The sequence below is a fragment of the Streptosporangium roseum DSM 43021 genome (assembly GCF_000024865.1).
Classification (GTDB): Bacteria; Actinomycetota; Actinomycetes; order Streptosporangiales; family Streptosporangiaceae; genus Streptosporangium; species Streptosporangium roseum.
This window is the reverse complement of sequence record NC_013595.1, coordinates 749681-767853: the sequence shown is the minus strand read 5'-3', so window position 1 is coordinate 767853 and position 18173 is coordinate 749681. Positions and strand designations below refer to the sequence as shown.

16 protein-coding genes and 2 tRNA genes are annotated in these 18173 nt (G+C 72.4%); 5 read left to right on the top strand and 13 right to left on the bottom strand.

Annotated elements, in window-relative coordinates:
- Positions 1–51: 51 nt before the first annotated feature.
- Entirely contained in the window at positions 52–1638 is a 1587-nt protein-coding gene (locus tag SROS_RS03600; RefSeq protein WP_148268934.1) for an ABC transporter substrate-binding protein, read from the bottom strand.
- Between the two features lie 187 nt (positions 1639–1825).
- On the opposite strand from SROS_RS03600, the gene SROS_RS03595 reads away from it, so the two are divergent.
- Positions 1826–2062 (top strand): glutaredoxin domain-containing protein, encoded by a 237-nt coding sequence (locus SROS_RS03595; RefSeq protein WP_012887514.1) that lies wholly within the window; start codon positions 1826–1828, stop codon positions 2060–2062.
- 189 nt (positions 2063–2251) lie between these two features.
- Here the strand turns inward: SROS_RS03595 and SROS_RS03590 are convergent, their stop codons facing one another.
- Both SROS_RS03590 and SROS_RS03585 read right to left on the bottom strand, forming a co-directional pair.
- The gene (locus SROS_RS03590; protein WP_043651260.1) at positions 2252–3622 is read right to left on the bottom strand and encodes an MFS transporter; all 1371 of its coding nucleotides are present in this window, start codon (positions 3620–3622) and stop codon (positions 2252–2254) included.
- A 14-nt stretch (positions 3623–3636) separates the two neighbouring features.
- Complete coding sequence (locus SROS_RS03585; protein ID WP_012887512.1) at positions 3637–4146, bottom strand: cupin domain-containing protein; 510 nt, start codon at positions 4144–4146, stop codon at positions 3637–3639.
- 107 nt (positions 4147–4253) lie between these two features.
- On the opposite strand from SROS_RS03585, the gene SROS_RS03580 reads away from it, so the two are divergent.
- Positions 4254–5150, top strand: a complete 897-nt coding sequence (locus SROS_RS03580) for a LysR family transcriptional regulator (RefSeq protein WP_012887511.1) — start codon at positions 4254–4256, stop codon at positions 5148–5150.
- Positions 5151–5263: 113 nt separating this feature from the next.
- Here the strand turns inward: SROS_RS03580 and SROS_RS03575 are convergent, their stop codons facing one another.
- From SROS_RS03575 to SROS_RS50700, 9 genes are all read right to left on the bottom strand, one after another.
- A complete protein-coding gene (locus tag SROS_RS03575; RefSeq protein WP_012887510.1) occupies positions 5264–5833 on the bottom strand; it encodes a TMEM165/GDT1 family protein in 570 nt (189 codons plus the stop codon).
- Positions 5834–6124: 291 nt separating this feature from the next.
- Positions 6125–7162: a UDP-N-acetylmuramate dehydrogenase gene (locus tag SROS_RS03570; RefSeq protein WP_012887509.1), complete on the bottom strand. Its 1038-nt coding sequence runs from the start codon at positions 7160–7162 to the stop codon at positions 6125–6127.
- Positions 7163–7237: 75 nt separating this feature from the next.
- A complete protein-coding gene (locus SROS_RS51815; protein WP_012887508.1) occupies positions 7238–8551 on the bottom strand; it encodes a glycosyltransferase family 2 protein in 1314 nt (437 codons plus the stop codon).
- Positions 8552–8770: 219 nt separating this feature from the next.
- Positions 8771–9199 carry a MaoC family dehydratase gene (locus tag SROS_RS03560; protein WP_012887507.1) on the bottom strand — a complete coding sequence of 143 codons (429 nt, stop codon included), beginning with the start codon at positions 9197–9199 and terminating at the stop codon, positions 8771–8773.
- Position 9200: 1 nt separating this feature from the next.
- Positions 9201–9647 (bottom strand): MaoC family dehydratase N-terminal domain-containing protein, encoded by a 447-nt coding sequence (locus SROS_RS03555; protein WP_012887506.1) that lies wholly within the window; start codon positions 9645–9647, stop codon positions 9201–9203.
- 261 nt (positions 9648–9908) lie between these two features.
- Complete coding sequence (gene rpmG / locus SROS_RS03550) at positions 9909–10073, bottom strand: 50S ribosomal protein L33 (protein WP_012887505.1); 165 nt, start codon at positions 10071–10073, stop codon at positions 9909–9911.
- Positions 10074–10150: 77 nt separating this feature from the next.
- Positions 10151–10224, bottom strand: a tRNA-Met gene (locus tag SROS_RS03545).
- Positions 10225–10426: 202 nt separating this feature from the next.
- A tRNA-Thr gene (locus tag SROS_RS03540) sits at positions 10427–10499 on the bottom strand.
- Positions 10500–10602: 103 nt separating this feature from the next.
- Entirely contained in the window at positions 10603–11358 is a 756-nt protein-coding gene (locus tag SROS_RS50700; protein WP_012887504.1) for a hypothetical protein, read from the bottom strand.
- A gap of 192 nt (positions 11359–11550) precedes the next feature.
- On the opposite strand from SROS_RS50700, the gene SROS_RS03530 reads away from it, so the two are divergent.
- The 3 genes from SROS_RS03530 to SROS_RS03520 all read left to right on the top strand — a co-directional run bounded on the left by SROS_RS03530 (position 11551) and on the right by SROS_RS03520 (position 14598).
- Positions 11551–13017: a molybdopterin-dependent oxidoreductase gene (locus tag SROS_RS03530; RefSeq protein WP_012887503.1), complete on the top strand. Its 1467-nt coding sequence runs from the start codon at positions 11551–11553 to the stop codon at positions 13015–13017.
- 48 nt (positions 13018–13065) lie between these two features.
- A complete protein-coding gene (locus SROS_RS03525; RefSeq protein ID WP_012887502.1) occupies positions 13066–13704 on the top strand; it encodes a fasciclin domain-containing protein in 639 nt (212 codons plus the stop codon).
- A gap of 252 nt (positions 13705–13956) precedes the next feature.
- Positions 13957–14598, top strand: coding sequence for a hemerythrin domain-containing protein (locus SROS_RS03520; RefSeq protein WP_012887501.1), 642 nt, complete (start codon positions 13957–13959; stop codon positions 14596–14598).
- A 165-nt stretch (positions 14599–14763) separates the two neighbouring features.
- On the opposite strand, the gene SROS_RS03515 is transcribed toward SROS_RS03520, so the two are convergent.
- Positions 14764–18120, bottom strand: a complete 3357-nt coding sequence (locus SROS_RS03515; protein ID WP_012887500.1) for an ATP-binding protein — start codon at positions 18118–18120, stop codon at positions 14764–14766.
- Positions 18121–18173 lie beyond the last annotated feature (53 nt).

Sequence of the window (18173 nt, the reverse complement as noted above, 5' to 3'; positions counted from 1 at the left end):
GCGCCTCCGGTGCCACCGGACCTTCCGGCGCCGCCGGTGTCTCCGGCCCGGTCACGAGCGGGTGGAGAGCTGGGCGGCCCAGGGGCCGACGAAGAAGTAGGGCCCGAAGTCCGCGGCACCGACACCGGGACCGAACGCGGTCGCCGCCTCGCCCCACCACAGCGGCTGGTAGGGGACGTCGGCGGCGGCCTTGACCAGCGCCTCCCCGAGGAGCTTGCCCCGGGCCGCCTCGTCGGTGCCCTTCTTGGCCTGGTCGAGCAGCCCGGTCACCTCGTCGTCGGCGTACTCGGCGATGTTGGAACCGTTCTCGCCGACGAAGGCGCCGTTGAGGAGCTGCTGGATGTACTCCGACGGATCGCCCGTCGTCGCGAAGTACCAGCCGAGGTAGATGCCGGAGGCGTGCTTGCCGAGCTCGGCGATCCACTGCTCCAGCGGGACCTCCTTGACCTCCAGGGTGATCCCGATGGTCTTGAGGTTCTGCGCGAGGGTGAGCGCGGCCCTGCCGAGCTGCGGTCCGCTGCCGGGGTAGGTCAGCACGTCGCTGAAGCCGCCGGGAACCGACGACAAGGCCAGCTCGGCGCGGGCCTTGGCGAGGTCGAAGCCGTACTGCGGGATGCTCTCGTACAGGCTCTTGACCTCGGCCTCGCCGAGCACGCCGCCCCACTGGGCGGGGTCGGTGACGGTGGTGGCGACCTGACCGTGGCCGCGCAGGACGCTGCGCACGATGCCGTCCCTGTCGACCGCGTGGGCGACCGCCTTGCGGACGTGGATGTCGTTCCACGGCTTCTTGGCGGTGTTGAAGGCGAGCGTGACCAGGGAACGGTCGCTGGCCGTCTTCAGCTCGACGCCGGAGACCGCCTTCCACTGGTCGATCTGCTCGGCGGGCACGTTCAGCGCGACGTCGACCGAGCCGCCCCGCATGGCGAGCAGCCGGGTGGACTCCTCGGGGATGAAGTCGAGCCTGATCTGGCGGTACGGCGCCTTGCCGCCCCACCAGGCGTCGTTGCGCTCCAGCGTCACGTGCGAGTCGGGCGCGAACTCGGTCACCCGGTACGGCCCGGTCCCGAGGATCTTCCCGGTGGGGGTGCCGATGTCCTGGCCGGTGGCCTCGATGAACTTCCGGCTCGTCACGAGAAGGGTCCCCGGGGACGGGGTCCAGGCGAAGGACGCGTCGGGCTGCTTCAGCGTGATGGTCACCTCGGCGGGTCCACCGGCCTCGATCTTGTCGACGTTGGCGTAGGCGTAGGCGAAGGCCGAGGTGGAGCCCTTCTTGGCGTGCAGGTCGAGGCTGGCCACGATGTCGTCGGCGGTCAGCGGCGTCCCGTCGGCGAAGGTGACGCCACTGCGGATCTTGTAGACGTAGGTCTTCGGGTCCTTACGGCTCCACGACTCGGCCAGGGCCGGCTGGAGGCTGCCGTCCTGGCCGACTCCGACGAGCGCCTCCTGGCAGAGGAGGGCGACGACGTAGTTCATGATGCCCGCCTCCTTGCTCGCGTCCAGCGAGCTGATGGAGGAGGGCAGCGCGACCTTCAGGACGTCGAGGGACTTCGCCGCGCCGCCGGCGCCCCCGGACGTGGCCGCCGGGCCGTCCGAGCCACAGGCCGTGACGAGAGCCGGGAACGCGGCCAGGCCTCCCACGATGGCGATGGATCTCAGAAGAGAGCGTCGGGTGAGGGCGGCATCGGGGAGATCGGGCACGGGGGACCCACTTTCATGCGACAGCCAGCTCACCTAGCTGCTGCGTCTACCATTACTATCCACTTGGCACAGGAGAGTATTCGCTAGATAGCATTCCGGTCAAACCCACCTGTTGAATGGGGAATTCATGGCCTCCCTCACCGTCTACAGCGCCCCCTGGTGCGGCCACTGCCACCGGCTGAAGGAGGGGCTCACCCGCGCGGACATCCCCTTCACCGAGGTGGACGTCGACCGGACGCCGGGCGCGATCGAGCTCATCACCGAACTCAACAACGGCTCCTGGCTGATCCCGACCGTGGTCCTGCCCGACGGATCGGCCCTGGTCAATCCCAGCGTCCGGGAGATCGAAGCCCGCCTGGCCTGAGCGGTCCCCGGCCGCCGACGGTACAGCCCGCGAGCGGCCGGACCGCACCGGCGGCACAGCCCGCGAGCGGCGGGGCCGTACCGGCGGCGAGGCGTACGGCCGGCCCGGAGCGTCCGACCGGCCGGCGCCCGACCGGCCGACGCCCGATCGATCAGCGCCCGATCTGCCGGTCGGCGTTCCGGGCCGGGGTCAGCGCCCCGGCTCGCCCTTCGGGGCGCGCACCGGCGTCAGCGCGAGCACCGCGGCGGCCAGCGGGAAGCACGCCACCACGACGAGCACGCGGGACAGGCCCATCGACGGGGCCAGCGCGCCGGCCACGGCGGAGCCGACGCCGCCGCCGACGAAGAAGGCGAGGTTGAGCAGCCCCATGCCCGCGCCGCGCAGGGGCGGCGGGAGCCGGGCCGACATCTCCCCCGTGAGCACCACCTGGGTGAGGGCGAAGGTGGCCAGCGCGAGCGAGGTGCCCGCGACCAGGGGAAACGCCCCACCGCCCGTGATCCCGGACACGGCCAGGATGACGCCCGTCACGGTGGCGGCGCCGGCCAGGAGCCGCCGGCCGGTGCCGGCGCCGAGACCGCCCGCCAGGCGGGACAGCACGGCGCCCACCGCGGCGCCGGGCAGCAGCGCGGCGCCGACCGCGAGCACGCTCCAGCCGTGGGTTTTGGCCAGGATCTGGGGCACCGCGTACATCGCGGCGAACAGCCCGCCGTAGACGCCGACGCCGATGGCCGCCGCGATCCAGAATCCCGCGTCGCCCACCACGGAGCGGGGCACGAAGCCGTCCGCTCTGCGCCGGACCTGCCGGGCCAGGCCCGCCGAGGACAGCACCAGCACGGCCGCGACCACCGCGGCGACCGCACCCGGCAGGTCCAGCGCCGGCGCCTGGATCAGGAGCAGCAGCGAGGCGGCCGCGGCGGCGAGCATGGCCGCGCCGGCCACGTCCACCGGCCTGCGCGATCCAGGCCTGGTGGCCAGGACCAGGCAGAACGGCACAGCCAGCAGTGACAGCGCCGGCAGCACGAGGGTGACCCGCCACGACAGCCAGGTCGTCGCCATGCCGCCGATCAGCGTGGCACCGGCCGCGAACAGCGCCATGACGCCGCCGTAGGCGGCCAGCACCCCGGCCCGCCTGGCCGGATCGGTGGCGGCCAGCAGGGCCAGGCCGCCGGCGGTCATCGCCCCCGATCCGGCGGCGAGCACCAGACGGCCGGCGATCAGCACGCCCAGGTTGGGGGCCACCAGGCAGACCACGGCGCCGGCCGCCAGGACCAGCGAGCCGGCGGCGAGAGCGGCCCGCACGCCCCAGGAGTCGGCCAGCCGCCCGAAGACCGCGGTGCCGATGCCGAGCGCGAGGGCGTGCGCGGTGAGGACCCAGGCCACCGCGGCGGGTCCGGCATGCAGCGCGGCCGCGACCTTGGGCAGCGCGACACCAGCCGCGGTGACGCCGAACACCGCGGGCCCGAACAGGGCGCCGAGCCGTACCGCGGTCGAGAACGACCCGATCGGGGCCGGATCGGCGGCCACGACGGGCGGCTGCCCGGTGGCAGAGGGGGAAGGCATGGACGGCGCTTCTTTCATCGGGCGGCGGAGGTCCGTGCGGCCTGCCAGGCCGCACTGCTCACGAAGTGGACGTCGTAGCGTTCCTGTACGGCCAGCAGGCTGTCGGCGCCCTCCTGACCATGGGCGACGCGCCCGAGGTGCCGGAAGTAGCCGAAGCGCTCGACGCCGGGCGTCATGACCACCAGCACCTCGGCGGTCGAACCGGGGGCGGCGCCGAACGCGTGCGGCATCCTCGGCGGCACCACCAGGAGGTCGCCCCTGGCCACCGTGGTCACCCGGTCGCCGAGCAGGAACTCCATGGCCCCGTCGAGCACGTAGAACGCCTCTGAGGACAGCGTGTGATGGTGCGGACCGGCTCCCTGGGCGCCGCTACTCAGCGAGAGGCGGTTGACGCCGAGCGCGCCCCAGGTGCCACTGGCGTCGGCCAGGAGCCCGAACGCGCTCCCTGCCGACAGTTCCACCACCTCGGCGCTCTCCGCGCGGACGACCACGGCACTGCTCATATTCGGATCACTGATGGACATGCCTGCTCCTTCCAAAGGTTCGCGTCCCATTCGAGCGTGGGAACATCCCGCGAACCAGAAGCAGTTGTCACCTGCAGAAATCACCGATCGTGATGAATGGAGGGGCCGTGGAGCTCCGGCAGCTGGAGTACTTCCTCGCCGTCGCGGAGGAGGGAGGATTCGGCCGGGCCGCCGAGCGCCTGAACATCGTGCAGTCCGCGGTGAGCCAGCAGATCCGCAGGCTGGAGCGGGAGCTCGGGCTGCCGCTCTTCGACCGCTCGACCCGGCACGTCCATCTGTCCGCCGCGGGAGAGCGCCTGCTGCCCGAGGCCAGGGCCGTGCTCGCCGCGGCGCACCGCGCCCGGCAGGTCGCGGCCGAGATCACGGCGGGTACGGACGGCATCCTGCGGCTGGGCGCGATCCACGGCCCGGGAGATCGGCTCTACTGCGCCCTGGCCGAGCTGGCAGCCATCGCGCCCCGCCTGCAGGTCCGGCTCAAGAACGCCCCGCTGGCCGACCGGCTGGCTGCCGTGCGCTCGGGCGAACTGGACGCCGCGCTCGTGCGCGCCCTGACCTCGGCTCCCGACCTGCGGCTGGTCCCCGTCTGGACCGATCCGCTGTACGTGGCTCTGCCCTCGACCCACCCGCTGGCGGACGAGCCGCTGCTGCGCCTGGAGCAGCTCGCGCACCTGCCCCTCCGGCTGGCCCCGCGAGAGAAGAACCCGCCCTTCCACGATCTGATCACCGGCGCCTGCCGCGAGGCCGGGATCGAACCGCCACCGGGACCGCCGTTCACCAGCCTGCAGGAGACCCTCGCCGAGATCGGGACGGGCGCCCCCTCCTGGACGGTCTTCTACGAGGTCTCGGGGCTGCCGCCCGCGTTCCGCGTGGCCTTCCGGCCGCTCGCCGGGCCAGCCGTCATCACCTCGATCGCCGTCCGGGACAGACCGCTCACCGCCGCCCTGCGGCACCTGCTCACCTCGTTCGGCGCGAACTCGCCAGCCGGCGGCGGACAGGCGGCATGAGCGGACCGGACGGCGACGGACAGCGACACGGCCAGGCCAGAACGGCTATGGGCCGGTGACACGGGCAGAGCGGACGGCTACGGGCCGGCTCCGGCGGGGATCACCTGACCGGCTCAGGTCAGTAGGGGCTCGACCAGCAGGACGACACCGAAGATCGCGAACGCGGCGGCGGCGCCGTACCGGATGATCTTCTCGGGCAGGTGCTTGCCGAGCATCCGGCCGACCGCGATGGCCAGCGCGTCGGCGGCGACCATGCCGACCGTCGAGCCGAGCCAGGTGCCGAACCAGCCGTGCTGGGTGGCCAGCGTGATGGTGGCGAGCATGGTCTTGTCGCCGAGCTCGGCGAGGAAGAACGCGACGGTCACGGCGATGATCGCCGACCGGGTGGTGCGCTGTGCCTTCTGCGACTCCTCGTCGGTCAGCTCGTCGCCGCGCAGCGTCCACACGGCGAAGCCGAGGAACGCGATGCCCGCGATGACGGTGATCGCCGTGGTGGGGATCAGGTCACCGGCCAGCCGGCCCAGGCCGACACTCACCAGGTGGACGACCGCGGTGGCCAGGGTGATGCCGGCCAGGACCGGCCATGGCTTGAACCGGGTCGCGAAGGTCATCGCCATGAGCTGGCTCTTGTCGCCGAGCTCGGCGACGAAGATCACAGCGAGGCTGATCCAGAACGCTTCCAACGAGATTGCCCTTCCGCGCGCGCGACCGGGCCGTAAGGGTGCACCCGGGAGTCGGGCACGCTTCGGCCCGGCAGCATCGGTGTATGCCTGCCAGGCCGAAGGTCTCGTCCGCCTGGATCCGTTCGGACTCCGGGCCCGCGCGACCGGGCGCCCTGAGACGCCAGCATGTCGATCACGCGATTGGGACTACTCCCCTTCGGGTGTTTCCACCCGACTTTAACAGGCGCGAGCACCTGCTGATTCCCGGGCGCGGGGCCTCTGTCGTTTTCCCGGGCGCCGATCGGCCCGCGGTCAGAGGCGGGTGCCGACCACCACGGGCTCGTTGACGAGGGTGACGCCGAACTTCTCCAGCACCCCGTCCCGGACCTCACGGGCCAGGTCGAGGAGGTCGGCGGTCGTTGCCGACATTTCCGGATTTGTCATGGCAAGGGTGTGCTTGGTGGAGATACGCGCCGGGCCACGCCGGTACCCCTTGGGGAACCCGGCGTTCTCGATCAGCCAGGCCGCCGGAACCTTGACCGAGCCGTCCGGCATGTCCCAGCGGGGGAAACCGGGGGCGCGCAGCTCCAGCTCGGCCGCCTCACCGGCGGTGAGAAGCGGGTTGGTGAAGAACGAGCCCGCGCTCCGGGTGTCCGGGTCGTCGGGATCGAGCACCATCCCCTTGCCCCGGCGCAGCTCCAGCACCGCCGCGCGGGCCTCGGCCAGCGGCACCCGCTCGCCGAGCGCGACGCCCAGCCTGGAGGCCAGCTCCCTGTAGGCGACCGGACCGGACATCCCGTCCTCGGCCAGCCCGTAGGTGACCGCCAGGACGACGTGCCGCCCGACCTCCTCCTTGAACGCGCTGTGCCGGTAGGCGAACCCGCACTCCCCCGCGGTCAGGTCGTTCACCTCGCCGGTCCCGCGGTCGTAGACCCGCACGCCGGTGATCGTCTGCGAGACTTCCTGCCCGTAGGCTCCGACGTTCTGGATCGGCGTGGACCCGACCAGACCCGGGATCCCGGACAGGCACTCGATCCCCGAGCGCCCTTCCGCCACCGTACGGGCCACCAGCGCGTCCCAGTCCTCCCCGGCCTGCACGGTGACCCGGTCGCCGTCGATTTCGATCCCCCGCGAGGCGACGCGCACGACCAGCCCGTCGAAGCCCTCGTCCGACACGACCAGGTTGCTGCCGCCGCCGAGCACGAGCACCGGCTCGCCCGCCCGGTCGGCCGCCGCCACCAGCTCGACGATCTCCTCCGCCGACCCCGCCGTCACGAACGCCTTCGCCGGTCCGCCCAGCCCCAACGTCGTGTACGGCGCCAGCCGTACCCCTGAAACCCGCTCAGTCATGCGCTTCCCCACCACCCGGCCGAAATCCGCGACCAGCCTACGTGCCGCCGGGTGGCCCGCGTGTCCGGGAACCGCCTACGTGTCCTGGAGCAGCCTCAGCACGCGGTCATAGGTCCTGCGGGACTCCCTGTCGCGGTAACCGGGATCGACGTCGTGATAACCGCGGTGCCGTTCCTGGTGGACCGGCAGGTCCCTGTCGAGGGCGACGAGGGTGCCGGGAAGCGTGAGGGAGAACTCCAGGTCGGCGTTGCGGTAGTAGCGGGCCCCCTCGGGGAACCCACCCACCGCGAGCGCGGCGTCACGCCTGACCGCGAACAGGTGGCCGAGCAGCCCGCGGACCTCGCCGGGCTCGGCGTCGTGCCATTCGTGACCGTCCGCCCCGGGGTTCACGCCCTTCCAGCCCGCCGCGGCCACGTCGTCGGTCAGCACCTTGACCAGCGGAGTGATCGCGTCGCCGTCCAGGATCGTGGAGGTCTCCATCACGACGTGCACGTCGGAGGTGTCGAGCCTCAGCAGCTTCGTACGGCTCTCGCCCCACTCCGCCGTGCCTCCCCTCCAGTGCGGGGCCTCGGCCACGTGCCAGGCCTCCACCCTGCGGGGAAACTCCTCGGCCAGCTCCTCCAGGACGGCCCCGGCGCCGTCCACGTTGCCCAGGTCCAAGCCGATGATCTTTGCCTCGGTCCGGGCGACCAGGGCGCGGACGCAGTCTCGCAGGTCGTCGGGCCAGCCGTCGACGATGAGGCCGACGGTCACGGTCGGCGCGGCGGCGGGCTTGTGGGGCTCGGCCGGGGTGATCGTCTCGTCGAGCCGGGACACCGCCAGGCTCGCATCCCACAGCAGCTGCGAGGAGATCGTCCGCTCGGGATGGCCTTCGTGATCGTCCGAGCGGCCGACGAGTTCGGAGCCTCCGGGCTCCGGCTTGGGCGCCGCCTCGGTCTCGGCGACCCGCTCGGCGTCCAGGCCGCCGAGCCGTTCGGGCCGGGCGGAAGGGTCCGCGGCCTCGGCCACCCGGCCTGCGTCCATGGAGGCGGCGTCACGGCCGGCGGCTCCGGAACCCGCTGCGCCGGAGCCCGCGGCTCCAGCGCCCGCAGTGCCGGAGCCCGCAGTTCCAGCGTCCGCGGTGTCAGAACTCGCGGTGCCGGAGCCCGCGGTGCCGGTCCGGCCAGGCGCCCGGTGGCCCGCCCCGTGCTCGGGGACGGAGCCCACCGTGGGCCACACCTCGAAAGGGCGCCTGGGAGTGAGCTCGAAGCCGTCCCCGGTGTCGCGGACGAGCCAGCCCTCTGCTTCGATCTTGTCGCGGAGCGCGTCGGCCCCGGCGTAGTCACGGCCGGCCCGCGCCTTGGCCCGCTGCTCGGCGAGCCCCGTCACGTGAGGTGGTACTTCGTTCATCTCCGGACGCTACCCACGGACCGGGGGAAGAATCAGCCCCCGCTCCGCGAGCCGCGACCGGGCGGGTCGTACCGGTGGCACGGGCGCGCCGGACCACCGGTCCGGACAGGCCTAACCATCGGCCCGGACGTGCCGGACCCACCACCTGCACCGGATCACCACGTGCGCCGGATCCTGGACCCGGGCGTGCCGGGCCGTCACGCGGACCGGGGCGCCGGTCTAGGCGAGCTGGACCACCGCACGGGCCCTGGAGAGCACCCGGGAGTCGCCGGACCTGGCGGTCAGCGCGACCACCACGCGGTTGTCCTCCAGCTTCTCCTCGATGACGCCGCTCACCGTGATGACGGCGCCCTGATCGTCGTCCGGGACGACCACCATGGACGAGAACCGCACGCCGTAGTCGACGATCGCACCCGGGTCGCCGGCCCAGTCGGTGACGAACCGGCCGCCCTGGGCCATGGTGAACATGCCGTGCGCGATGACGTCGGGCAGGCCGACGGTCTTGGCGAAGCGCTCGTTCCAGTGGATGGGGTTGAAGTCGCCGGAGGCTCCGGCGTACATCACCAGGTTGACGCGGCGGACCGGATAGTCGGCCGGCGGGATCTGCTGCCCCGTCTCGACCTCGTCGTATTTGACAGTCGCTGCCATCTCAGCCCGCCCCTCCGCGCTCGACGATGGTGTTGTAGGTCGTGCAGACGGGCTCGCCGTCGACGGTGGTGACGTCGCTCTTGACGGTGATGAGCTCGTTGCGGCCGACGCTGCGGATGTCGGTCACCGTGGAGACGCTGACCAGCTCGTCGCCGGCGTGGATCGGCCGCTGATACTCGAAGCGCTGCTCACCGTGGACGACCATGGCGAAGTTCAGGCCGAGTTCGGGGTCGGCCAGGATCGTCCCGCCGGCCAGGCTGAACACGATGGGGAAGGTGGGCGGCGCGACCACGTCCGGGTGACCGGCGGCCTGGGCGGCCTCCCTGTCCCGGTAGATCGGGTTGTTGTCGCCGATCGCCGTCGCGAACTCTTTGATCTTCACGCGGCTGACCTCGTAGGGCGCGGAAGGCGCGGACGCCCGCCCGACGAAATCACGGTTCAGAGCCATCGTGCTCCTTTGCGGATACCGAGCTGGTGAGGCCGACAGTAACAGAACAAGATTCCGGGATGTGCTCCCCGGGTCGGCCACCAGGAAACCGTAGCCCGGCCCCACCCGGCACCGGCTGTCGAGCATGGTCAACACCCGGGCGGGAAAGCTGTGAAGATACGACAAACCGGCGCCCCCCACGAGGACGCCGGTCTACGTTGAGTATGTGAGTGCTACTGAAGTACCCATCTCCCGCCGAGAGCCGGGAGGCTTCGCAGAGACTTAGCGGGTCTCGCGGTGCGCCTTGTGCGTCTTGCAGTTGGGGCAGTACTTCTTCAGCTCAAGCCGATCCGGGTCGTTGCGCCGGTTCTTCCGCGTGATGTAGTTGCGGTGCTTGCACTCCTGGCAGGCCAGCGTGATCTTCGGCCTAACGTCGGTGGCAGCCACTTGGGAGTGCCTTTCTACGTTCGGGACTGTGGACAACCCAGCCCAGCTCCCCTTATGAGGGGAACCCGGGAGGGTAGTAGCGGAGGCCGGACTTGAACCGGCGACACAACGATTATGAGCCGTTTGCTCTGCCTGGCTGAGCTACTCCGCCTTGGGCCGACGAAATCGACCGACCCCCGCAAGGATACCCGACGCGCAGACTGCCTGCGTACTTGTGCAGGTCAGGGGCATCGCTTCTGGGTTTCCCCAGTATGCCCGCTCGCTCGCCGGGAACCTTGAGTGTTTTCGGGTGACCGTCATGGCCTACCCAAGCCGAAAGCCCTAACCGGATGGCTAGGGCTTTTAGGCTGTTGAGCCCCTTTACGGAATCGAACCGTAGACCTTCTCCTTACCATGGAGACGCTCTGCCGACTGAGCTAAAGGGGCCTGTCTGCTTCGCTTTCGCGCTGCGGACAGGTGTAACCATACACGCCTCGGCAGCGCGATGCGAAATCAAACAGGGACCTCCCGGGTCACCACGGCTCCGTCGTCAGCGCCAGCGGGGACCGCGCTCCGCCCGGCCTGCGTGTTCGGCGCGGCCACCCTGCTCGGCGCGGTCGGCCCGGTCCGCCCGACCCCCCTGCTCGGCGCGGTCCGCCCGGCCACCCCGCCCCCCCTGCTCCGCCCTGTCAGGCCGGCCACCCCGACCGCCTTGCTCGGCGCGGCCACCCTGCTCGGCGCGACCGCCTTGCTCCACCCTGTCGTCCCGCTCCGCCCTGTCGTCCTGCTCTGCCCGGTCGTCCCGCTCCGTCCGGTCGTCCTGCTCCACCTGGTCGTCCTGGTCAGCTCGGTCGTTCTGCGCCGCCCGGTCGGCCTGCTCGGGCTTGGGCAGGTTCCCGATCAGCGTGCCGACGTGCTCCTCGGGCTTGGGGAAGTCACCGGTGATGCCGAAACGGGTGAAATACCTCTTCCCCTTCACCGTTCGCGCGCCCCCCAGAAGGATCGTCGCGGTGTACGGCTCCTCCTGGCAGCCCGGCATGCACCAGGTCCCGCTCAGCTTGCCCATGCCGACCGCCGCGTACGGCCCCCACCTTTTCCAGGTGAGCTCGCTGAGCGAGCTGAACTCCGAGGCGACCAGGTTCGCCGGGCGCCGGTCGGCCCGGCCCTCCTCGGCCCCGTAGAGGTTGAACACGTAGATCGGCTCCGGAGCCGTGGCACCGGTCTCGGCGACGGCCGTCCCGGATCCCGCGCCCACGATTCCCGAAACGAGCGTGGCGACCGCCGCGGCGATGGTGACTGTCCGCATACCTTCCCCCTGTTTTCCACTGTTCACGCACGTCGTCCGCGCGGCTTCCGCACGGTCGACCAGGTCAGGGGGGAGGGCGTTCCAGCTGCCCGGCGGCGGAGTGACGGCCATCCGCCGGGCGGCTTTTCGAATCGTACGGTGCGAACGACCAAACCAGAGGTCTAACGACTCCGAATACCTTCCGTGGCGAACATGGGACGCGTGGTGAGAGCGGGTGGGGCGGGACTCCTGTCCGCGCTGGCCGCGCTCGGCGGTGGCGAACTGGCGGCGGGGGCGTTCCGCCCCCAGTCCTCCCCCGTCGTCGTCGTGGGCGGCACGGTCATCGACCTGACCCCCACCCCCGTGAAGGAGTTCGCGGTCCGCACGTTCGGAACCTCCGACAAGCCCATCCTGATCGGCACCATCATCGCCGTCCTCCTGGGCCTCGCCCTTCTCCTCGGCCTCCTCGCCGAGACCGGCAGGCGGGTGCCGGCGGCGGCCGGGGTGGCGGGGCTGGGGGTTCTCGGGGCCGTCGCCGCGGCGACCCGGCCGGCGTCGGCGCCACTGGACACGGTGCCGTCCCTACTGGCAGCGCTCGTGGGGGCGCTCACCCTGCTCGCGCTCACCCGGCCCGCGTCACCGGCCGGTGGCCGCAGGGCCTTCCTCCTGATCGGCGCCGGGGCCGTCGCGGCGATCGCCGGCGGCCGCCTGCTGGCGTCCCGCGCCCCGAGTGCCGCGCTGGTCCTCCCCCGGCCCGCCGGCCCGGCCCGGCCACTGCCCGCCGGCGCCGATCTCCGCGTCCCGGGCCTGAGCGCGTTCGTCACCCCCGCCGCGGAGTTCTACCGGGTCGACACCGCGCTGGTCGTGCCCCGCCCCGACCTGGACGGCTGGACGCTCCGCGTCCACGGCACCCGGACGATCGAGCTGACCATGGCCGACGTGCTCAGGCGCGGGCTGATCGAGCGCGACATCACCCTCGCCTGCGTCTCCAACGAGGTCGGCGGCCCCTACGTGGGCAACGCCCGCTGGCTGGGCGTGCCGCTGGCCACCATCCTGCGCGAGGCGGGCATCCCGGCGGGCGCCGACCAGCTGCTGAGCCGTTCGGCCGACGGCTGGACCGGCGGGACTCCGGTGGACATCGTCATGGACGGCAGGGACGCGATGCTCGCCATCGGGATGAACGGCCTGCCGCTCCCTCCGGAGCACGGCTTCCCCGCCCGGCTCGTCGTCCCCGGCCTCTACGGCTACGTGTCGGCGACCAAGTGGGTCGTGGACCTCAAGCTGACCCGCTACGCCGGCGAGCGCGCCTACTGGACCGAGCGTGGCTGGGCCACCGACGCCCCGATCAAGACCATGTCCAGGATCGACGTCCCCGCACCGCTCAAGCGGCTCCGGGCGGGAGCCGTACAGGTCGCCGGGGTCGCCTGGGCCCAGCACCGCGGCGTCGCGGGTGTCGAGGTCCGGGTGGACGGCGGCCCCTGGCACGAGGCCGCGCCGGCCGCCGTGCCGAGCCCCGACACCTGGCGGCAGTGGACCTGGACCTGGCAGGCCACTCCCGGCAGCCACACCTTGGAGGTCCGCGCGACCGACGCGGCCGGCCACACCCAGCAGTCGTCCCGAGTGACGCCGTTCCCCGACGGGGCGACCGGATGGCACTCGGTCGTGGTCACCGTCGTGTGACCGGTTTCCCACCCCGCGAAGTTCCTTCACCTCCAGAGGAGAAAGATCATGAAGAGCACGGCATTCGCCGCGACCGCCATCGCGCTCCTGGCCCTCACCGCCGCCTGCGGGAACGACACGGCGGCGGGCGGTGGCGCGGCGGACGAGGCCGCCTCCGCCCCGGCCCCCTCGGCCAGCGCGACCGCCACCCGGGCCGCCACGGGGCCGGCCATGGCCGGCGCCCCGTTCGGCGCGGCCTGCTCCGCCGTACCCGTCTCGGGCGAGGGCAGCTTCACCGGCATGGCCGACGACCCGGTCGCCACCGCGGCGTCCAACAACCCGGTCCTGTCCACCCTGGTCGCGGCCGTCAAGAAGGCGGGCCTGGTCGACACGCTCAACTCCGCCAAGGACATCACGGTCTTCGCGCCCACCGATGACGCGTTCGCCAAGATTCCGAAGGAGACCCTCGACAAGGTCCTGGCCGACAAGGCCACGCTTACCAAGATCCTGACCTACCACGTGGTCTCCGGAAGGAAGGCCCCGGCGGACCTGAGCGACGCCTCACCGGTGACGCTCCAGGGCGGCAAGCTGACCGTCAAGGGGTCGGGCGAGGACTACACCGTCAACGACGCCAAGGTCGTCTGCGGCAACGTGCCCACCGGCAACGCCACCGTCTACATCGTCGACACGGTGCTCATGCCGAAGTAGCCGGTCTCCGGCCCGCAGCCAGGCCGGAGACCGGCCTGGCTGCGGGGGCGCCGGCCGCAGACCGCCCCCGCGCCGGGCCCGCAGGCAGCGGGTCCCCCGTGGCAGGCCTGCACGTCGCGGGTCACCCGTGGCAGACCTGCACGTCGCGGGTCACCCGCGCCAGGCCCATCACAAGTCATCACCAACCAGGCCATAAGTGGGCCGTCACATCATGGTCGGCAGCAAGCCGTACCGACCGAGGAGACACCCGCGATGACCCCCGAACTGCTGGGATTCCAGATCACCCACCGCGCCATGCGGGGTGACGTCCGCCGCCTGGCCGATCTGGCCACGGAGCTGGTGGAGGGCCGGCAGTCCGCCGACCCGGCCCGCGCCACCGCCATCGCCGGATTCGTCACCGCGCTGTGCAAGGGCATCCACCACCATCACACGATGGAGGACCAGGTGCTCTGGCCCGTCATCGAGCGGGCCGCCGGCGCCGAGGTGGACCTGCGCGACCTCAGCGACGACCACTCCGAACTGGACCCCCTGCTGGCCGAGATCAACGGCCAGGCGGCCGCGTTCGCCACCAGCCGGGACGCCTCCACCCTCGTCGCGCCGCTCACCCGGCTCGCCGACATGCTCGACGAGCACATCGAGGAGGAGGAGCGGCTGCTCTTCCCGATCATCAGGAAGTACGTGTCCGTGGCCGACTGGAAGAGGGTCGAGGACGCGGTCCGCAAGGGCGGCGACGTCAGGGTCGACCTGCCGAGGATCGAGCAGTACGCCAGGCCCGAGGAGCTCGCCCGGCTGCGCAAGCTGGCCGGCCCCGTCCTGGCACTGCTGCTCTCCCTGCTGCGCGGCGGCCACCGGCGCCGCCAGCGGCTCATCTTCGGCCCTCTCGCCGCGGCCTGAGGCCCGGACACCGGGCTGATCCCCACCTGAGCGCCGCCCCGGCCGCCGGGCCGATCCCTGTCCGGGCGTCACCCCGGACAGCTCTGGGCATCGCCCCGGACACCGGGCTGATCCCCACCCCGGCCGCCGGGCCACCCCACCCCGAGCACCGTCCCGAACGCCGGGCTAATCCCCCACCCGGGCACCGGCTTGGGCCTGCGCGGCCCTGCGGGCCCAGTGCGGGGAGCCGGCCCGCTCGGCGACCCGCACCGCCGTCGCGTAGTGGGCCGATCCGTCCCGGCCGAGCGACTCGGCGAGATCGCCCAGGACGTGCGCGACCGGCCCCATGGTGATCGACCCGGAGTGGAGCCCGGCCAGCTCCCCGTCCCACGGCAGCAGCTCCTCATAGCACCGCTCGCTCACCTCGCGGTCGCCCAGGGCGATGGCGTTCTCCGCCCGCAGCGCCATCCGTACCAGCCAGTAGTAGTCCTTGCGGACCTTCCAGCCGGGCTGCCAGAACGTCCGGGCCTCCTCCTGCCGGCCCTCGGCGATCAGAGCCCTGACGAGGATCTCGGAGACGTCGTCGGGGAGGAACCCGTGGATGGCCGCGATCTCCGGGATGTCCTGCGGCAGGCCACCCACCAGCCGGGCCACGAAGCGGCCCACGATGCCGCCGCCGGTCGCGTTGGCGCCGCCGGCCACGGCCATCTGCTCGGCCGCCACCGAATAGGACCGCTCCGCCCGCTCGAACTCGCCTCTGATCAGCATGACCAGCGTGTCCAGCATCGACAGCACGCTCAGGGCCAGGCCGAGCTGGCCACTGGTGGAGTGCTCCAGCGCCCGGTCGGCGTGGTGGCGCGCGGCGGCCAGGTCGTTGCGGCCGAGGCTCGCCATGTAGAGGGCGTGGTGGCCCTGCATCTCGTAACCGGGCAGCCCTGCCCGGTCCCCCAGTTCGACCAGCTCCCGCCCCACCGCCTCCAGCTCGGCGCGCCGGTGGGGCGTCAGCAGGACGAAGTAGCGGGCGTTGAGCGCCAGGCAGACCAGTTCGGTACGGCCCAGCTTCCGGGCCAGCCGCAGGGCTTCGGCGCTGAACACCTCACAGCCCTCGTCGTCGTGGCCCTCCAGTTCGAAGGTGAGCGTGGCCAGCAGCCGGCAGCGGGCCTCCTCACCCGTCTCCGACGGCGGCTCCTCGGCCAGCGCCTCCCGGACCGCCGCGACGAACGCCTCGTCGACCTGGCGGTCCGGCTGGATCGACCAGGTCACCGGGGCCTCGTAGGCGGTCAGCGCGCGGGTGAGCCCCGTCCCGAGCCGCCGTGCCACGGCGATCGCCCGTTCCCGGTTCTCCCTCGCGGCCATCACGTTGCCCTCGTTGGCCTGGACGCCCACCAGGCGGCAGAGCAGGTCAAGCCGGCGGTGGTCGTCGTCCACGAGGCCGAGCGCCCCCCGGTAGAAGCTCTCCGCCTCCCGGTAGGCGTGCAGGGCGGCCGCCTTCTCCGCCGCCGCCACCACGTACGGCACCGCCCGCCCGGCGGTGCTCGGGGTGGCCGCGGCGAGCGCGTGGTGGCCCAGCGCCGAGACGTCCCCGGGCCTGACCCGCTCCAGCGCGCCGAAGACCCTGCCGTGCAGCCGGATACGGCGGATGCCCGGGGTGTCCTCGTAGAGGGTCTCCCGCACGAGCACGTGGGCGAAGCGGACCCGGCCCGGAGCGGGCTCGGTCAGCAGCCCGGTCAGCACGCCCACCTCCAGCCCCTCCAGCACCGCCTCCTCCTCGGCGCCGTCCAACGCGAGCAGCACGTCCACGTCGACGTCCCGGCCGACGACCGCCGCGTCCCGCAGCGTGGTCCGGACCGTGGCGGGCAGCCGGGCGATCCTGCGCCGGATCAGGTCCCGCACCCCGGGGGGCAGTGCCCTGGCCGCCGGGGTGCCATCGGTAGTGATCAATCGCGCGGTCTCGCACACGAAGAGCGGGTTCCCTCCGGTCCGCTCCGCCACCGTGCGCGCGGTCAACAGGTCCACCTCCCGCCCCGAACGCTCCCGCAGCAGCCGGGCCACCTCGTCGTCGCTGAGCCCGTGCAGGTCGAGGCGGTGGGTCTGCCGCCCGGCGAGAGCCGCCCAGGTCGCGCCGAGATGGTCGGCGGCCTCGGCGGGTCGGTAGGTGGCAATAATCATGATCTTGGCTGACGCGAGCCGTACCGCCAGATGGCGCAGGAGCTGCAGCGTCTCCTCGTCGGCGCGGTGCACGTCCTCCAGTACGACCAGCAGGCGCGTATCCGCCCGGACAACCCGCGCCAGATAGTCCTCCACCGCCCTGGCCAGCAGGAACCGTCCCGTAGTCGGGGTGTCGTCGGTCAGCAGCGGCGCGAGCCGCACCGCCACGTCGTCGGCGGGCGGCCGGTCGGCCGCCAGACGGCGCAGCACCTCGCTCCACGCCCACGCGGGCGGCGCGCCGCCGTCCGTCTCCGGGCACTGGCCCCCGGCGGTCAGCCACCCCTGGCCGGCCAGCCTCCTCGCGAACGTCCCGGCCAGCGTGCTCTTGCCCGCTCCCGCGTCCCCGCCCAGCCATACCGTGCGCAGTCCCGCGGTCTCGGCGAGGGCGTGGAGCGCGGCCAGCTCCGCCGTACGGCCGATCAGCTCGCCGTCCCCCTCCACCTCCCGCGGCGCATCCCGTTCACCGGCCTCCTCTCCCTCCCGCGGCGCATCCCGCTTAGCGGCCTCCCCGGCTCCCCTGGACGCGGCCCGTTCCGGCGCCCGGATCGCGGCCGGGCTACCGGGGGCCGCCGGCTCCTGCCGGTTCAGGGAGCCCGCGTGGGCCAGGATGTCGGTCTCCAGCGCGCGCAGCGCGGGTCCGGGATCCACCCCGAGCTCGGCCGCCAGGGTCTCGCGGGCCTTCCTGATCGCGGCCAGCGCGTCCGCCTGCCGCCCGGCCCGGTAGTAGGCCAGGGCGAGCAGGCGGACGGCGTTCTCCCTGAGCGGGTGCGCACGGACGTGCTGCTCAAGCTCGATCTCCGCGTTGCGCCCGAGCGTCAGCCGGGCCTCCGCCCGGCACTCCACGGCGACCAGCCGCAGTTCCTCCAGGCGCGTGGCCTCCGGTTCCGCCCACTCGGCGTCGGCGAACTCCGCGTAGGCCGGCCCCTGCCACAACGCGAGCGCCCGATCGGCCAGGTCGAGCGCCCGCGCCCCGTCACCCGAGGCGATCGCCCCCGCCGCTGAGTCGATCAGCCGGGGGAACACCCAGGCGTCCACCTGCTCGGGTTCCAGCCGGAGGCGATATCCCGGAGCGGCGCTGACCAGCAGGGTGGCGGGCGTCCGGGGCGGCCGGTCGGGTTCGAGCGCCCGCCGCAGGTTGGACACGTACACCTGGAGGGCGGCCAGCGCCTTGGGCGGGGGCTGCCCACGCCAGAGGTCATCGATGAAACGATCGGTGGAGACCACATGCCCGCCCGCGGCGACCAGCCTGGCCACCACAGCCCGTTGCCGGGAGGTGCCCAGATCCACCGCACGACCGTTGATCTCCGCCTGGAGCGGACCGAGAACACGCAACATAACAAGGGGCAGGTTATGCGCCCTTGATTGCGGTTCTATTGACACCGAGGAGC

Excerpts from the sequence above, each read along its gene's own strand:
- SROS_RS03515 (WP_012887500.1), bottom strand. The coding sequence starts at position 18,120 with ATGTTGCGTGTTCTCGGTCCGCTCCAGGCGGAGATCAACGGTCGTGCG.
- SROS_RS03530 (WP_012887503.1), top strand. The coding sequence starts at position 11,551 with ATGGGACGCGTGGTGAGAGCGGGTGGGGCGGGACTCCTGTCCGCGCTG.
- SROS_RS03525 (WP_012887502.1), top strand. The coding sequence starts at position 13,066 with ATGAAGAGCACGGCATTCGCCGCGACCGCCATCGCGCTCCTGGCCCTC.
- SROS_RS03555 (WP_012887506.1), bottom strand. The coding sequence starts at position 9,647 with ATGGCTCTGAACCGTGATTTCGTCGGGCGGGCGTCCGCGCCTTCCGCG.
- SROS_RS03595 (WP_012887514.1), top strand. The coding sequence starts at position 1,826 with ATGGCCTCCCTCACCGTCTACAGCGCCCCCTGGTGCGGCCACTGCCAC.
- SROS_RS51815 (WP_012887508.1), bottom strand. The coding sequence starts at position 8,551 with ATGAACGAAGTACCACCTCACGTGACGGGGCTCGCCGAGCAGCGGGCC.
- SROS_RS03560 (WP_012887507.1), bottom strand. The coding sequence starts at position 9,199 with ATGGCAGCGACTGTCAAATACGACGAGGTCGAGACGGGGCAGCAGATC.
- SROS_RS03585 (WP_012887512.1), bottom strand. The coding sequence starts at position 4,146 with ATGTCCATCAGTGATCCGAATATGAGCAGTGCCGTGGTCGTCCGCGCG.
- SROS_RS03590 (WP_043651260.1), bottom strand. The coding sequence starts at position 3,622 with ATGCCTTCCCCCTCTGCCACCGGGCAGCCGCCCGTCGTGGCCGCCGAT.
- SROS_RS03520 (WP_012887501.1), top strand. The coding sequence starts at position 13,957 with ATGACCCCCGAACTGCTGGGATTCCAGATCACCCACCGCGCCATGCGG.
- SROS_RS03570 (WP_012887509.1), bottom strand. The coding sequence starts at position 7,162 with ATGACTGAGCGGGTTTCAGGGGTACGGCTGGCGCCGTACACGACGTTG.
- SROS_RS50700 (WP_012887504.1), bottom strand. The coding sequence starts at position 11,358 with ATGCGGACAGTCACCATCGCCGCGGCGGTCGCCACGCTCGTTTCGGGA.